At 68.9% G+C, this 15,481-nt stretch carries 15 protein-coding genes, 1 tRNA gene and 1 pseudogene; 10 read left to right on the forward strand and 7 right to left on the reverse strand.

All coding sequences use genetic code 11. From position 1 onward, the window contains the following. Nucleotides 1-3: 3 nt before the first annotated feature. Genes recO through A5757_RS21690 form a run of 3 tightly spaced genes read left to right on the forward strand, consistent with a single transcriptional unit; the run spans nucleotide 4 to nucleotide 2,089 of the window. Nucleotides 4-834 carry a DNA repair protein RecO gene (recO, locus tag A5757_RS21680; RefSeq protein WP_066838565.1) on the forward strand — a complete coding sequence of 277 codons (831 nt, stop codon included), beginning with the start codon at nucleotides 4-6 and terminating at the stop codon, nucleotides 832-834. Next, nucleotides 785-1,705, forward strand: coding sequence for a decaprenyl diphosphate synthase (locus A5757_RS21685; protein WP_066838568.1), 921 nt, complete (start codon nucleotides 785-787; stop codon nucleotides 1,703-1,705). The genes recO and A5757_RS21685 overlap by 50 nt, the downstream gene beginning before the upstream one ends. Before the next feature lie 3 nt (nucleotides 1,706-1,708). Beyond that, nucleotides 1,709-2,089, forward strand: a complete 381-nt coding sequence (locus tag A5757_RS21690) for a hypothetical protein (RefSeq protein WP_066838571.1) — start codon at nucleotides 1,709-1,711, stop codon at nucleotides 2,087-2,089. Here the strand turns inward: A5757_RS21690 and A5757_RS21695 are convergent. Both A5757_RS21695 and A5757_RS21700 read right to left on the reverse strand, forming a co-directional pair. Next, complete coding sequence (locus A5757_RS21695; protein ID WP_066838574.1) at nucleotides 2,078-2,485, reverse strand: Fur family transcriptional regulator; 408 nt, start codon at nucleotides 2,483-2,485, stop codon at nucleotides 2,078-2,080. The genes A5757_RS21690 and A5757_RS21695 overlap by 12 nt on opposite strands. Then, a complete protein-coding gene (locus A5757_RS21700) occupies nucleotides 2,482-2,841 on the reverse strand; it encodes a helix-turn-helix transcriptional regulator (protein ID WP_066838580.1) in 360 nt (119 codons plus the stop codon). The genes A5757_RS21695 and A5757_RS21700 overlap by 4 nt, the downstream gene beginning before the upstream one ends. 96 nt (nucleotides 2,842-2,937) lie before the next feature. Here A5757_RS21700 and A5757_RS21705 point away from each other — a divergent pair, with 96 nt between their 5' ends. After that, a complete protein-coding gene (locus tag A5757_RS21705; protein ID WP_066838583.1) occupies nucleotides 2,938-4,329 on the forward strand; it encodes a glycine--tRNA ligase in 1,392 nt (463 codons plus the stop codon). Here A5757_RS21705 and A5757_RS21710 read toward each other — a convergent pair. After that, nucleotides 4,326-6,311: a TPM domain-containing protein gene (locus A5757_RS21710; RefSeq protein WP_066838585.1), complete on the reverse strand. Its 1,986-nt coding sequence runs from the start codon at nucleotides 6,309-6,311 to the stop codon at nucleotides 4,326-4,328. The genes A5757_RS21705 and A5757_RS21710 overlap by 4 nt on opposite strands. A 72-nt stretch (nucleotides 6,312-6,383) precedes the next feature. Here A5757_RS21710 and A5757_RS21715 point away from each other — a divergent pair, with 72 nt between their 5' ends. From A5757_RS21715 to A5757_RS21725, 3 genes are all read left to right on the forward strand, one after another. Further along, nucleotides 6,384-7,655, forward strand: a complete 1,272-nt coding sequence (locus tag A5757_RS21715; RefSeq protein WP_066838814.1) for a deoxyguanosinetriphosphate triphosphohydrolase — start codon at nucleotides 6,384-6,386, stop codon at nucleotides 7,653-7,655. Between the two features lie 4 nt (nucleotides 7,656-7,659). After that, a complete protein-coding gene (gene dnaG / locus A5757_RS21720; RefSeq protein ID WP_066838588.1) occupies nucleotides 7,660-9,588 on the forward strand; it encodes a DNA primase in 1,929 nt (642 codons plus the stop codon). A 79-nt stretch (nucleotides 9,589-9,667) separates the two neighbouring features. Next, nucleotides 9,668-9,943 carry a hypothetical protein gene (locus A5757_RS21725; RefSeq protein WP_197497409.1) on the forward strand — a complete coding sequence of 92 codons (276 nt, stop codon included), beginning with the start codon at nucleotides 9,668-9,670 and terminating at the stop codon, nucleotides 9,941-9,943. 19 nt (nucleotides 9,944-9,962) lie between these two features. Here A5757_RS21725 and A5757_RS21730 read toward each other — a convergent pair whose 3' ends face one another. Then, complete coding sequence (locus A5757_RS21730) at nucleotides 9,963-10,208, reverse strand: hypothetical protein (protein WP_066838592.1); 246 nt, start codon at nucleotides 10,206-10,208, stop codon at nucleotides 9,963-9,965. Between the two features lie 154 nt (nucleotides 10,209-10,362). On the opposite strand from A5757_RS21730, the gene A5757_RS21735 reads away from it, so the two are divergent. After that, a tRNA-Asn gene (locus tag A5757_RS21735) sits at nucleotides 10,363-10,435 on the forward strand. A gap of 62 nt (nucleotides 10,436-10,497) precedes the next feature. Here the strand turns inward: A5757_RS21735 and A5757_RS21740 are convergent. After that, nucleotides 10,498-10,857 carry a metalloregulator ArsR/SmtB family transcription factor gene (locus A5757_RS21740; protein WP_156618621.1) on the reverse strand — a complete coding sequence of 120 codons (360 nt, stop codon included), beginning with the start codon at nucleotides 10,855-10,857 and terminating at the stop codon, nucleotides 10,498-10,500. 87 nt (nucleotides 10,858-10,944) lie between these two features. On the opposite strand from A5757_RS21740, the gene A5757_RS21745 reads away from it, so the two are divergent. Next, nucleotides 10,945-12,279 (forward strand): NAD(P)-binding domain-containing protein, encoded by a 1,335-nt coding sequence (locus tag A5757_RS21745; RefSeq protein ID WP_066838615.1) that lies wholly within the window; start codon nucleotides 10,945-10,947, stop codon nucleotides 12,277-12,279. Continuing rightward, nucleotides 12,276-13,520, forward strand: coding sequence for an MFS transporter (locus A5757_RS21750; protein ID WP_066838618.1), 1,245 nt, complete (start codon nucleotides 12,276-12,278; stop codon nucleotides 13,518-13,520). The genes A5757_RS21745 and A5757_RS21750 overlap by 4 nt, the downstream gene beginning before the upstream one ends. Here the strand turns inward: A5757_RS21750 and arsB are convergent. Further along, nucleotides 13,501-15,007 (reverse strand): annotated as a pseudogene (gene arsB, locus A5757_RS21760) (ACR3 family arsenite efflux transporter). The gene A5757_RS21750 and the pseudogene arsB overlap by 20 nt on opposite strands. Beyond that, nucleotides 15,004-15,288: a metalloregulator ArsR/SmtB family transcription factor gene (locus A5757_RS21765; protein ID WP_156618651.1), complete on the reverse strand. Its 285-nt coding sequence runs from the start codon at nucleotides 15,286-15,288 to the stop codon at nucleotides 15,004-15,006. Before A5757_RS21765 ends, arsB begins: the two are co-directional and overlap by 4 nt. Between the last annotated feature and the right edge of the window lie 193 nt (nucleotides 15,289-15,481).

Consider the following 15,481-nt stretch of genomic DNA (forward strand, 5'->3'; position numbering starts at 1 on the left):
CGAATGCGGCTTTACCGGGACCGCGCCGTCGTGCTGCGCCAACACAAGCTGGGGGAAGCCGACCGGATCGTCACCCTGCTGACCCGCGACCACGGGTTGGTCCGCGCGGTCGCCAAAGGGGTGCGCCGCACCAGAAGCAAGTTCGGCGCCCGGCTGGAGCCGTTCGCCCACATCGACGTCCAGCTGCACCCCGGCCGCAACCTCGACATCGTCACCCAGGTCCAGGCGATCGACGCGTTCGCCGCCGACATCGTCAGCGACTACGGCCGCTACACCTGTGCCTGCGCGGTCCTCGAGACCGCCGAGCGGCTGGCCGGTGAGGAACGCGCGCCTGCGCCCGCGCTGCACCGGCTCACCGTCGGGGCGCTGCGCGCCGTCGCCGACGCCACCCGGCCCCGGGAACTGGTGCTGGACGCATACCTGTTGCGGGCCATGGGAATCGCCGGCTGGGCGCCGGCGCTCACCGAGTGCGCGCGCTGCGCCACCCCCGGCCCGCACCGGGCGTTCCACGTCGCCGCCGGCGGCAGCGTGTGCGTGCACTGCCGGCCGTCGGGATCGGTCACCCCACCCCAGGCCGTCATCGATTTGATGTCGGCGCTACACGACGGTGACTGGGCGGCCGCCGAGATGTCCTCGTCGTCGCACCGCAGCCAGGCCAGCGGCCTGGTGGCAGCGCATCTGCAGTGGCATCTGGAACGGCAGTTACGGACGTTGCCGCTGGTGGAACGGGTCCACCGGGTTGATCAAGTGGTCGCCGACCACCGCATCACCGTGTTGCGGCAGGATGTGCACCGTGGTGACGAACCGGGTGAGCAGCTCGCGGCGGGCGGCTGAGCGCAAGAAGGAGCTGTACCCGCAGCTCGACGCGCCCGCCGAGGACTACCCCGAGTTCCCCGACAAGTCGACGTGGCCGGTCATCTTCCCGGAGCTGCCGCCGAATACCAACGGCCGGTTCTGCCGTCCCCCGCAGCACACTTCCAAGGCCGCCGCGCCGAAGATCCCCGCCGATCAGGTACCCCAGCACGTCGCCGTGGTGATGGACGGCAACGGCCGCTGGGCCACCCAGCGCGGGCTCGGCCGCACCGAGGGCCACAAGATGGGCGAGGCGGTGCTCATCGACATCACCTGCGGCGCCATCGAGATCGGTATCAAGCACCTCACCGTGTACGCCTTCTCCACCGAGAACTGGAAGCGCAGCACCGAGGAGGTCCGCTTCTTGATGGGGTTCAACCGCGAGGTGGTGCGCCGCCGTCGCGAGAACCTCAACGACATGGGTGTGCGGATGCGCTGGGTCGGGTCGCGGCCGCGGATGTGGCGCAGCGTCATCAAGGAATTCGACATCGCCGAGCAGATGACCGTCGACAACGACGTCATCACCATCAACTACTGCGTGAACTACGGCGGCCGCACCGAGATCCTGGAGGCGACCCGTCAGCTCGCCCAGGAGGCCGTCGACGGCAAGATCAACCCCAGCCGCATCAGCGAGGCCCAGTTCGCCAAGCATCTGCACCGCGCCGACATCCCCGACGTCGACCTGTTCATCCGGACCTCGGGGGAGCAGCGCGCGAGCAACTTCCTGCTGTGGCAGTCCGCGTATGCCGAATACGTGTTCCAGGACAAACTCTGGCCCGATTACGACCGCCGCGATCTGTGGGCGGCCTGCGAGGAATACGTGCACCGCAACCGTCGCTTCGGTAGGGCCTGACCGGTGGACCCGGCGCGCCTTGCCGCGGCCCTCACCGACGTCGTCGACCTCACCCGGGAGGACGACGGCGCACTGACCGTGCGGCACGACGGCACCATCGCCTCGCTGCGGGTGGTGGCGATCGCCGACGATCTCGAACTGGTGTCGCTGACCCAGATCCTGGCGTGGGACCAGCCGCTGGACAACCGCCTGCGCAGCGCCGTGCTGACCCACGCGCACACCACCCTGCTGGGCACCGTGTCGCTGGCGGCGAAGAAGAAGACCGCGGATGTGCTGCTGCGCTACAACTTCCCGGCGACCGGACTGCCCGATGACGCGCTGCGCACGCTGGTGCTGCTGGTGCTCGCCAACGGCGCCGAGGTGCGCCGCGCGCTAGTCGACTGAGGTCAGCCCGGCGCAGTCGCCGCACACCCCGAAGATCTCGATGGTGTGGCTGACGTCGGAGAAGCCGTGTTCGCGGGCGATGTCGGCGGCCCACGTCTCGACCTGTCCGCCCTGGATCTCCACGGTCGCGCCGCAGGCCCGGCAGACCAGGTGATGGTGGTGTTCGTCGGAGCAGCGTCGGTAGACCGATTCGCCGGTGTCGGTGCGCAGGGTGTCGACGAGGCCGGCCTCGGCCATCGACTGCAGCGCGCGGTAGACCGTCGTCAGGCCGATGCCCTCACCGCGCTGCCGCAGCACGTCGTGCAGCTCCTGTGCGGAGCGGAAATCGTCGAGTTCGTCGAGCAGTTCGGTGATCGCGGCGCGCTGGCGGGTCGCGCGCACCTGCGCCGGGCTCACCGGTGCCCCTCCTCGGCGTGCGCCACCGCATCGTTGACGATGTGGGCGAGGTGGGCGTCGACGAGCCGGTAGAGCACCTCCCGGCCCGAGCGTTCACTGGCGACGACGCCGGCCTGCTTGAGGATGCGCAGGTGCTGGCTCACCAGCGGCTGGGGCACGCCGAGGGCATCGACCAGCTCGTGAACGCAGCGCGTGGACTGCTGCAACTGCAGCACGATCGCGATCCGCAGCGGCGCGGCCAACGCCCGCAGGAGCTCACCGGCGGTGTCGAGCACATCACGGCCGGGGAGTTCGGGGGCGGCGGCGGCATGGTGATGGTGCTCGGTGTCCGCGGCGATCGTGGAAACGGTTTTCATTACTGAGCCAGATTACATGCGCTCATGCGCATGTCAACGGGGGTTGGGGCGGCGTGGGGGCGGAGCGGCTCCGGCCGGTCGCTACGCTGTTGTCCCGTGGCTCCATCTTCGATCATCGACACCGTTGCGAATCTGGCGAAGCGTCGTGGCCTCGTCTTCCAGTCTGGCGAGATCTATGGCGGCACCAAGTCGGCGTGGGACTACGGCCCCCTCGGCGTCGAGCTGAAGGAGAACATCAAGCGGCAGTGGTGGCGGTCGGTGGTCACCGGGCGCGACGACGTCGTCGGCCTGGACAGCGCGATCATCCTGCCGCGCGAGGTGTGGGTCGCCTCCGGACACGTCGAGGTCTTCAACGATCCGCTCGTCGAGTGCCTCAACTGCCACAAGCGTCACCGGCAGGACCACATGCAGGAGGCCTTTGCGGAGAAGAAGGGTCTCGACGACCCGGATTCGGTCGCGATGTCCGAGATCACCTGCCCCGACTGCGGCACCAAGGGTGAGTGGACCGAGCCCCGCGACTTCAACATGATGCTCAAGACCTACCTCGGCCCGATCGAGACCGAGGAGGGTCTGCACTACCTGCGGCCCGAGACCGCGCAGGGCATCTTCGTCAACTTCGCCAACGTGGTCACCACTGCGCGGCGTAAGCCGCCGTTCGGTATTGGCCAGATCGGCAAGAGCTTCCGCAACGAGATCACCCCGGGCAACTTCATCTTCCGGACCCGCGAGTTCGAACAGATGGAGATGGAGTTCTTCGTCGAGCCGTCGACGGCCAAGGAATGGCACCAGTACTGGATCGACACCCGCCTGCAGTGGTACGTCGACCTCGGCATCGACCGCGACAACCTGCGGCTCTACGAGCATCCAAAAGAAAAGCTCTCGCACTACTCGGACCGCACCGTCGACATCGAGTACCGGTTCAAGTTCCAGGGCAGCGAATGGGGTGAGCTCGAAGGCATCGCCAACCGCACCGACTTCGACCTGTCGACGCACTCCAAGCACTCCGGAACCGACCTGTCGTTCTACGACCAGGCCAGCGACACCCGGTTCGTGCCGTACGTGATCGAACCGGCAGCCGGTCTGACCCGCTCGGTGATGGCATTCCTCGTCGACGCCTACACCGAGGACGAGGCGCCCAACGCCAAGGGCGGCGTCGACAAGCGCACGGTGCTGCGGCTGGATCCGCGGCTGGCGCCGGTCAAGGCCGCCGTGCTGCCGCTGTCGCGCCACGCCGACCTGTCGCCGAAGGCCCGCGACCTGGCCGCCGAACTGCGCAAGGCGTGGAACGTCGAATTCGACGACGCGGGGGCGATCGGCAGGCGCTACCGCCGCCAGGACGAGATCGGCACGCCGTTCTGCATCACCGTCGACTTCGACTCCCTCGAGGACCACTCGGTGACCATCCGGGAGCGCGATTCGATGACGCAGGACCGCGTCGCGCTCGACGCGGTGAGCGACTACCTCGCGGTGCGGCTCAAGGGCGTCTAGAAGCGGCCTCCGCCGCCGCTGAAGCCGCCTCCGCCGCCACCTCCGAAACCGCCGCCGCCGAAGCCACCGCCGAACCCGCCGCCGCCGAAGCCGCCGCGCATCGCGCCGCCGAGCATGTTGCCGATCAGGATGCCGCCGATCACGGCGCCCATCTGACCGCCGCCACCACCGCCGTACGGTCCGCCGTAATGCCGTTGCGCCGCAACGACATCTGAGTTGGCCATCGACTGTGCCTGGCCGGCCAGCATCGCGGCGCCGTTGGCATGGGCGATCGCCTCGGCCAGATCGGTGTCCCGCTTGTCCCGGGCAGCCTGCAGCTGCCGCACCGCCTCGGCCAACCGGGTGCGGGCCTCCGGGCCGACGATCCCGCGGCGGGTGTCGATGTAGTCGGACACCGCCCGCACCTGTGACTGCGCGGTGAACAGCGCCTGGTCGTACTGACGGGTGAGCCGCTCGACGGTCTGCCGTTCCTGGGCGACGTCGGCGAGCAGGCGGTCGAGCTCGGCGTCGGCCTTGGTGAGTCGGGTGAAGCTGCCCAGCGGGTCGGCGCTGCCGTCGCTCTGTGCGTGGGCAACCGCAGCGACCGCGGCGTCGCGGGCGTCGCTCAGCTCGGTGGCCACCGCCAGCCGGCCCTGGGCCAGCTGCGCTCCGGCCTGATTGATGCCGTTCTGGGTGTCGGCGATCGCGGCAGGCAGACCGGCCACGGCGCGGCTGATGTCGGTGGCGGCGCTGTCGACGGCGTCCAGCAGGGTGCGGGCCTGTCCGAGCGCGGCCTCGGCGGCATGGATGGCGTCGACCAGACCGGTCTGCCGGTCTGCCGGACGCGCCACCAAATTCCTTGCGGCACTGATGTTCTGGTCGGCGAACTCGAGTCGCCGCCGGGCCTCGTCGATGTTGTCGGACACCGACACCAGGGCGGCCTCGGCGAACTGGTTGCGCAACCCGCCCAGTGTCTGCTCGGCCGGCGTCAGCCGCGCGGTCAGGTCGACCATCTGCTGGGTCAGCTTGTCCAGCCGGTCTGGGGCGTTGATCACCAAATCGCGCAGTTGGGCGAACGCCTCGCGCTGCGCCTCGAGCTCCCGGTCGGCGTGGGCCGCCGAGACGATGACGCGGGTCAGCAGGTCACGGCGCTGCTGCGGCGTCTCGGGGACCGCGTCGTCGAGGATGTGGCGCACGTTGAGCGCCTGGGCGAGGGTGTTCTTCGCATTGGTCACCGCCTGGGTGAACGCCGCGGTGTCGCGTTCCCCGAATTCCTCGACGGCCAGCGCCAATTCGCTGTCGCTGGTGCGCAGTTCGTTGTCCACCTCGACCACCATCCGCCGGGACAGGTCGTCGAGCGCGTCGAGCGATACGCGCGCCAGCGCCTCGGGGTCTGAGGGGTCCACCCGCTGTGCGGCGGCGAATTCGGCCTCGCGGCGCTTGCGCCGCTTGCTGCGCTGCCAGAAGACCAGCCCCGCCAGCGCCACCGCGAGCACCGCCAGCACGGTCAGCATGCCGACCCAGCTGACCCCGCCGGTCGTCTTGGTCGTGGCCAGTCCGTCGGCGGCGGCCACCGCTGCGCCGGCCCAGTCGCCGGTGCGCAGCAGGGGTTCGACGTCGTTGCGGCGCACCTCGTCGATGTCGATGCCGCCCAGCGCGCCGGGCCGGGCCAGGAACGCGTACGCGCGGTCGACGGTGGCGACGGCCAGGATGGCGTCCTGATCGCCCAGACTGCTGCGCTGATAGGTGGACTGGGCCCACGCCTGCGGGTCCTGTCCGGAGAAGTCCTCGACAAACACCACCCAGAGCCGGATCCGGCGCTCGTTGTAGAGCGCGTCGATGGCGGACTGGACCTCAGTCGTGCCGGACGGGCTCAACGCCCCTGCGTGATCGGTGATGTAGGTGGGCAGCCGCAGCGGCGGTTCCGCGACGGCACCGGGCGCCACCAGGGCCGCGGTGGTCATGAGGGCGGCGAGCAGGCCGAAGAGTCGGGCGAATCGCATGTTCGCCAATCTAGTGCGAGCGCGGCGCGGGCCCGGAGTTTCCCGTCGCACGTGCTGGCAGACTGTGCCTCGGTGAATTCACGAGATGACAGCTATGACGAGTTCGACACCGAGCGGATGGTGGCCGAACCGCCCAAGGCTGCCACGCTGCCCGGCACCGACACCGAGCACCGCACCGCTTTCGCCAGGGACCGGGCGCGGGTGCTGCACTGCGCGGCGCTGCGCCGCCTCGCCGACAAGACGCAGGTGGTCGGTCCCCGCGAGGGGGAGACGCCGCGCACCCGGCTGACGCACTCACTGGAGGTCGCGCAGATCGGCCGGGGGATGGCCGTCGGGCTGGGCTGCGATTCCGATCTGGTGGATCTCGCGGGCCTGGCCCACGACATCGGACATCCGCCCTACGGCCACAACGGCGAACGCGCGCTCAACGAGATCGCCAAATCGTTCGGTGGATTCGAGGGGAACGCGCAGAACTTCCGCATCCTGACCCGTCTCGAGCCCAAAGTGCTTGATGCGGAAGGTAACTCGGCCGGGCTCAACCTGACCAGGGCGGCGCTCGACGCGGTGACGAAGTATCCGTGGCAGCGGTTCGGCGACCGCAAGAAGTTCGGGTTCTACGACGACGACCTCACCGCGGCCGCCTGGGTACGCGACGGCGCGCCCGCCGAACGGCCGTGTCTGGAGGCCCAGGTGATGGACTGGGCCGACGACGTCGCCTATTCCGTGCACGACGTGGAGGACGGGGTGGTCTCGGGCCGTATCGACCTGCGGGTGCTGGCCGACGCCGACGAGGCCGCGACGCTGGCGCATCTGGGCGCCCGGTCGTTCCCGTCGCTGACCCCCGACGACCTCCTCGCCGCCGCGCAACGGCTCTCGGAGGTGCCGGTGGTGGCGGCGGTCGGAAAGTACGACGGCACCCTGACCGCGTCCGTCGCGCTCAAGCGGCTGACCAGTGAACTCGTCGGCCGTTTCGCCAACGCCGCGATCGCCGAGACGCGAAAGGTCGCCGGTCCGGGTCCGCTGCGCCGCTTCCAGGCCGAGCTCGCGGTGCCGGTCCTGGTGCGCGCCGAGGTGGCCCTGCTCAAGACCCTGGCCCTGCACTTCATCATGTCCGACCACGGGCATCTGGGGATTCAGACCGATCAGCGCACCCGCATCCAGGAGGTCGCGCTGGCGTTGTGGGCCCAGGCGCCGGGCAGTCTGGATCCGCAGTTCGCGGCCGGTTTCGCCGCGGCCGACGACGACGGCGCCCGGTTGCGCGCCGTGGTCGACCAGATCGCGTCCTACACCGAGGGGCGGCTGGAGCGAGTGCACGAGGCGCGGTCGCCGCGACCCTTAGAATGACCCGATGGCCGGGCGCATTGCAGATCGCGATATCGCGGCCATCCGTGAACGCGTCGGCATCGACGACGTCGTCGGCGACTACGTGCAGTTGCGCAGGGCCGGCGCCGATTCGCTGAAGGGGTTGTGCCCCTTCCACGACGAGAAGTCCCCGTCCTTCCACGTGCGGCCCAACCACGGCCATTTCCACTGTTTCGGCTGCGGCGAGGGCGGTGACGTCTACGCGTTCCTGCAAAAGATCGAGCACGTCAGCTTCGTCGAGGCCGTCGAACTGCTGGCCGATCGGGTCGGCTACACCGTCACCTACACCGGCGCAACGAGCACCTCGGTGCAGCGGGACCGGGGCAGCCGCAGCCGTCTGCTGGCGGCCAACGCCGCCGCCGCCGAGTTCTACGCCGAGGCGCTGCAGACCGAGGAGGCCGCACCGGCGCGGCAGTACCTGATCGAGCGCCGGTTCGACGCCGCCGCGGCGACGCGCTTCGGGTGCGGGTTCGCCCCGTCGGGCTGGGACAGGTTGACAAAGCATCTGTTGCGCAAGGGTTTCGAGTTCAAGGAGCTCGAGGCGGCGGGACTGTCCCGCGAGGGCAAGCGCGGGCCGATGGACCGTTTCCACCGTCGCCTGCTGTGGCCAATCCGCGCCAGCGGCGGGGAGGTCATCGGATTCGGTGCGCGCCGCATCTTCGATGACGACCCGATGGAAGCGAAGTACGTCAACACCCCGGAGACGGTGCTGTACAAGAAGTCGTCGGTGCTGTTCGGACTCGACCTCGCCAAACGCGATATCGCCAAATCGCACCGCGCCGTCGTCGTCGAGGGCTACACCGACGTGATGGCCATGCACCTGGCCGGTGAGACCACCGCTGTCGCATCCTGCGGCACCGCCTTCGGCGACGGCCACCTCGCGCTGCTGCGCCGGCTGATGATGGACGACAACTGGTACCGCGGCGAACTGATCTTCGTCTTCGACGGTGACGCCGCCGGCCAGGCCGCCGCATTGAAGGCGTTCGACGGCGATCAGCAGGTGGCGGGCAAATCGTTCGTCGCCGTCGCCGCCGACGGGATGGATCCCTGCGATCTGCGGCTGAAGGCCGGCGACAACGCCCTGCGCGATCTGGTGGCGCGCCGGATCCCGATGTTCGAGTTCGCCATCCGCAGCCAGATCCCGGCCGGCGACGTCCTCGACAACGATCCGTCGGCGCAGGTCGACGCGCTGCGCCGGTGCGTACCGCTGGCGGCCCGGATCCGTGATTACGCGCTGCGCGACGAGTACGCGCGCCGGCTCGCGGGGTGGACGGGCTGGCCCGACGAGGCGCAGGTGCTCAGCCGGGTCCGCGAGGAGGCGCAGAAGCGCGGGATGCCCGAGGGCGGACGGCGGCGCCGCAACACCGCGACCAGTTCGTCGCCCGCCGTACCGCAGCACACCCAGGACGCCGCATCACGGCCGGACCCGAAGGACCCCACCCTGTGGCCGCAGCGTGAGGCGCTCAAGGCGGCGCTGCAGTACCCCGTGATGGCCGGCCCGGTGTTCGATGCGTTGACCATCGACAGCTTCACCCATCCCGGTTACCGGGCGGTGCGCGCGGCGGTCGAGGCGGCGGGCGGCACCGCGGCGGGTCTGTCCGGTGCGCAGTGGATCGAGGCGGTGCGCGACAAGACCGCCGCGCCGGCAGCGGCGAACCTCGTCAACGAACTCTGCGCGGAGGCGTTCCGGGTCGAGGACGAGGAGAAGTTGCCCCGCTACGTCGGTGGGGTGCTGGCCCGTCTGCAGGAAGTCTGGGTGGGCCGCCAGATCGCCGAGGTGAAATCGAAGCTGCAGCGGATGTCACCGGTCGAGCAGGGCGACGAATACCACGCGCTGTTCGGCGACCTGGTCGCGATGGAGGCCTACCGCCGCAGCCTGCTCGAACAGGCCAGCGGAGATGACATCTCTGCATGAGGTGATGTAACGCGATATGGTGAGCGCGCTATAAACCGTCGGGGGAACGGCTAGCGGAAGGCATCTCACTGTGGCATCCATGACCAGGATTCAGCGCTATCTGACCGTCGGCGCATTCGCTGCCACCGTGGTGGCCGCTCCCATCGCCGCTGCGGTGTACTCCGCTCCCGCGCCGGACGCCTCCGCCGCCCCGCCGTGCCTGGCCTGGTACGGCAACAAGGAGGACGGCAAGTGCCTGTCCTACTCCAACGGCAACGGCATCGGCGTCGGTACGCCCGGATTCGGCATCGGCAACGGCGGCTTCTACACCAGCCCGCTGTTCCCGGGCCAGACGATCAACCAGGGAATCGGCTAACCGCCGAGGCGTTTCTCGTTCACCTCTCGGTGCGCGCCTCTGGGTGCAGCACCGTCGTCTGCTCGTCGATCGGCGTCAGCGCCACCAGATTCGGGTCGGGAGAGACACGTTCGGCGATCTTGCGCCGCGACGATTCGATGACGGCTTTGGCCGCAGGGCTGGCCGTCACGGCGCGATAGGTACCTGCGATCTGCTCGTAGCGGCGTCGGCCCGCCTTGGTGCCCAACACATAGCCGACGGCCATCACGGCGACATACCCGATCAACAGAGCCCTCCAACAAGACGGTGTAGTGGTTCCATCCTGCCTCACGCCGGGCGGTGCGCGCCGGGTCGGGGAGCCCGCCGGGAGCGAGTTGGTCAGGCCCCCGGTGCTGCGCTAGAGTCACTCCTCGGTCCGCATCGAGGTGCGGCCCAGACGGTCCCCTGTAGCTCAATTGGCAGAGCATTCGACTGTTAATCGAAGGGTTGCTGGTTCGAGTCCAGCCGGGGGAGCAGGTGTTCGCTGATCAGGCCCCTTCGCGGGGCCTGATTTGCTTTCTACGCCAGGGCCGCTGCTACGGACGCGTCGCAGAGACGGCAGCGGCGATGCGGTCCAGTGTGGTGGTGTCGACCCGGTAGTACGCCCATTTGCCGCGCGGCTCACGGCTGACCAGGCCGGTGTCGACGAGCATCTTCATGTGATGAGACACCGTGGGTTGGCTCAGTCCGAGCGGTCCGGTGAGATCACAGATGCAGGCCTCGCCGCCGTCCGATGCGGCGATGAGGGAGATCAGCTTCACTCGCGCCGGATCGGCGAGCGCTTTGAACATCGCAGCGAGACGAGTAGCGGCAGCGTCATCCAGAATTCCGCCGGTCAGCGGCGAGCAGCAGGACGCCGCGTCACTGGCGGTCAACGGAGCGGTAGCGGTCGCCATGTCACCCATCATGACACACGCATTGACAAGTATCGATGGGTCGACGACTATCGACACATCGAAAGACGTCGATGGAAGGATCGGAGAATGTCAGAGCTGCCCGTCGTGGTGATCGGCGCCGGCCCGTTGGGGTTGGCGGCAGCGGCGCACCTGTCAGAACGTGGCCTGACCCCGCTGGTGCTGGAAGCCGGTGAAGCCGCCGCGTCCGCGGTCGAACAATGGAGCCATGTCCGCACCTTTTCGCCGTGGCCCGAGCTGGTCGACCCGGCCGCTGCTCGGCTGTTGGAGCCGACCGGCTGGATTGCCCGTGCAGAGGGTTTCCCGACCGGTCGGGAGTGGATCGACGGCTATCTGGCGCCGCTGGCGACAATTCTGGGTGAGCGGGTTCGATTCGGCACGCGAGTGCAGGCGGTCTCTCGGCTGGGCCGAGACCGGTTGGTCAGCCCCGGCCGCGCGGAAGCTCCGTTCGTCGTGCACGTGACTGACGCAGACGGGACGCAGTCCCGCGTGCAGGCGCGGGCGGTCGTCGATGCCTCGGGCACCTGGGGTCAGCCGAATCCTGCGGGCGCCGACGGTGTCGCCGCGATCGGTGAACGTGCCGCCGCGGCCTCGGGGGTGTTGAGCTACGTTCCCCCGACACCCGAGCGGGCCGCGTCATGGGCGGGGAAGCACGTCGTGGTGGTCGGCAGCGGGCATTCAGCGATGACCGCGGTGATCCAGCTCGGCGAGGTGGTGCGCGACGTTCCGGCTACGACGGTGACGTGGGTGTTGCGCCGCGGAGTCTCCGGCAACACCTTCGGCGGCGGCGCTGCCGACGAACTCCCCGAGCGCGGAGCCTTGGGGGTGCGGTCCAAGGAGGCGGTGGATGCGGGCCGGGTGTCACTGACGACCGGGTTCCGCACCGAGCGCATCGATCTCGTCGGCGGGCGGGCAGTGTTGACAGCAGAGGACGGGCGTCAATTGCCGGGGGCCGATCACGTGGTGGTGCTCACCGGTTTCCGCCCGGACCTGTCGTTCCTGTCGGAGATGCGCATCGATCTGGACCCCATCCTGCAGGCCCCGGTCAACCTGGCGCCGTCGATCGATCCGAACATGCACTCGTGCGGGAGCGTGCTGCCGCACGGCGCCGCCGAGCTGGCCCACCCCGAATCGGATCTGTACATCGTCGGTATGAAGTCCTATGGGCGGGCGCCGACGTTCCTGGCGATGACCGGTTACGAGCAGGTCCGCAGCATCGCCGCCGAGCTGGCCGGCGACCACGAGGCAGCCCGGCGGGTCGAGCTCACCCTGCCCGATACCGGGGTGTGCAACGGCGCGGGCCTGTTCGACAGTCCCGATGACGAGAACGACGGCGGAGGGTGTTGCGGGGCGCCGTCGACGCCGCAACCGTTGCCGTTGTCGCTCAACCCCGTTGGCGGATGACTGGGACACCTCCGTGCACGACGCCCAGCGCAGCACACCGGCTGCGCTGGGTGCTGTTGACCCTCTGCGTCACCGAGATCACCAGCTGGGGCGTGCTGTACTACGCCTTCACCGTGCTCTCCGACCGGATCAGCGCCGACACCGGTTGGTCCGCGCCCGCGGTCACCGCGGCGTTCTCCGCGGGCTTGGTGACCTCGGCGCTGGTGGGAATCCCCGTCGGACGGTGGCTGGACCGCGTGGGCCCACGCTGGATCATGACTGCCGGTTCGGCCCTCGGCGTCGTCTCGGTGGCCGCCGTCGCGGGAGCGCCGAACTACGGTTGGTTCGTCGCCGCCTGGCTCCTCGCCGGACTGGCGATGAGCGCGGTGTTCTACGCACCCGCGTTCACCGCCCTGACCCGATACTTCGGCGCGGACGCCGTGCGCGCGCTGACAGTGCTCACCCTCGTCGCCGGTTTCGCCAGCACCGTCTTCGCACCCCTGACTGCCGCCCTGTCCGCGCAGATGAGTTGGCGTCACACCTATCTCGTTCTGGCCGCGATCCTGGCGGTCATCACCGTTCCTTCGCATTTCTTCGGGCTGCGCCGTCCGTGGCCGCCTGCGATGACATCACACCATTCGGAGGCGCCCACCCGTACCGCGCGCAGTTGGCCGTTCCTCGCGCTCATCGCGGCCTTCGCCCTGGCCGGGCTCGCGTCGTACGCGGTGATCGCCAATCTGGTGCCGCTGATGAGTCAGCGTGGCATCAGCACCGGCGCCGCCGCGGTCGCGCTCGGTCTGGGGGGCGCCGGCCAGGTGCTCGGTCGCCTCGGGTACCAAACTCTGGTGCGTCGCGTCCGCGTCGTACCGCGGACGGTGCTCATCATGGCCGGGGTCGCCGCCACCACCGCGCTGCTGGGTCTGTTCACCGCCTACGCCGCTCTGGTTGCGGCGGCCATCGGGGCGGGAGTGATGCGCGGCATCATGACGCTGCTGCAGGCCACCGCTGTCACCGAACGCTGGGGAGCCGCCCACTACGGCCACCTGAGCGGGATTCTCAATGCCCCTGTGATGATCTCCACCGCGGTCGGACCGTTCGTCGGCGCCGCGCTCGCCAGCATCCTGGGCGGGTACGCCGCGATGTTCGTCGCCCTCGGCGGGATCGCCGCAGTGGGGGCGCTGCTCGCGGCGAGTTCCGGCCCGCGATCGCTGTCGGCCCGCGCACCGATGGAGACGGGGTCGGTCAGGAGGTGGCGTCGGTGAGTTCTGCGTGCAGGCGATGCACACGCGCCGCGATGTCGTCGCGGACCAGGCGCATACGGTCGAGACCGTCGATCCCGCGTTCGGCCGGCTCGACGGTGTCCCAGTTCTCCACACGCACGCCCGGCAGCGGGTCGAGTCGGGCTTCCCGCCCGAGTGTGACCACCAGGTCCACTTCTTCGGCCAGCTCGTAGTCCACCGGTTTGGGCTTTTCGCCGGCGATGTCGACACCCACCTCGAGTAGGGCCTGGGCGGACAGCTCGTTGACCGCAGCGCCGGGTTCGGTGCCGGCCGAATGCACGGTCACCGTGTCGCCGGCGATCTGGCGCATGAGACCGGCAGCCATCTGCGATTTGCCGCCGTTCTTGACACAGACGAACAGCACAGACGGTGTGGCTCCTTCAGACATCGGGAAGTCCTTCTGACTCGTGCCGCCGGAACCGGCGGCGCATCGCCAACGACACGTACACCAGGGCCACCAGGACGGGGACCTCGATCAGCGGGCCCACCACCCCGGCCAACGCTTGCCCGGAGGTCGCGCCGTAGGTGGCGATCGCCACCGCGATGGCCAGCTCGAAATTGTTGCCTGCCGCCGTGAACGCGAGTGTCGTGGTGCGCTGATAGCCCAGACCGATGGCTGCGCCCCACAGATAGCCGCCACCCCACATGATCGCGAAGTAGGCCAGCAGGGGAAGGGCGATCCGCACGACGTCCAAGGGTTGGCTGGTGATCTGTTCACCCTGCAGCGCGAAGAGGATCACGATGGTGAACAGCAGCCCGTAGAGCGCCCACGGCCCGATCCTGGGCAGGAACGTCGTTTCGTACCAGTCGCGCCCCTTGGCCTTCTCGCCGAGCCGCCGCGACAGATAGCCGGCCAGCAGCGGGATGCCCAGGAAGATCAGCACCGACTTGGCGATCTGCCACGGCGAGGTGTCGATGGTGGTCTGCTCCAGACCCAGCCAGCCGGGCAGGACTGACAGGTAGAACCAGCCCAGCACCGCGAACATGACGACCTGGAAGACCGAATTGAGCGCGACCAGCACGGCGGCAGCTTCGCGGTCACCGCAGGCCAAGTCGTTCCAGATGATCACCATCGCAATGCATCTGGCGAGACCGACGATGATCAGACCGGTGCGGTACTCGGGAAGATCGGGCAGCATCAACCAGGCCAGGGCGAACATCAATGCCGGTCCGAACACCCAGTTCAAGAGCAGCGAGCTGAGCAGCAGCCTGCGGTCGCCGGTCACGGTGTCGAGGCGGTCGTACCGCACCTTGGCCAGCACCGGGTACATCATGATCAGCAGACCGAGGGCGATCGGCAAGGAGATCCCGTCGAGCTGAACGCTGTCCAGCGTCGCGTTCAAACCAGGGACCCACCGCCCCAACAACAGCCCGCTCGCCATGGCGAGGCCGATCCACACCGGCAGCAACCGGTCCAGCGTCGAGAGCTTGCCCACCGGGGCCGGATCGGCGGCGACCGTACTGGTCATGCCGTCGCCCCCGTCGACGCCGCAGAGTGCAGATCCAGCAGGGCGGAGATCTCGCGCAGCGCCTCGGGCACCACGGCGTAGTACACCCAGGAAGCGCGACGCTCCGATCGCAACAGGCCGGCGTCCCGCAGCACCTTGAGGTGGTGCGACACGGTGGGTTGTGAGACGTCGATCCCCGCGGAGACGTCGCAGACGCAGGCCTCCCCGCCGGCGTGACTGGCGATCGCGCTGAACAGCCGCAAGCGCACCGGGTCGGCCAACGCCTTCAATTTCTTGGCCATCTCGGCGGATGCCCGCTCGTCCAGTGGCTCGCGCAGCCTCGGTGGCGTCACGCAGCAGGCGTCGACCACTGATCCGTCTGAATTAGACACATATCGATATTGACGAATATCGAATCCGCTCGCAAGTGAACAGTTGCTCCGGAAAGGCAGAGGCGGGCCCGTCGACACATTGACGGGCCCGCCCTCTTGCGTC

The organism is Mycobacterium sp. 852013-51886_SCH5428379 (assembly GCF_001665575.1).
GTDB lineage: Bacteria > Actinomycetota > Actinomycetes > Mycobacteriales > Mycobacteriaceae > Mycobacterium.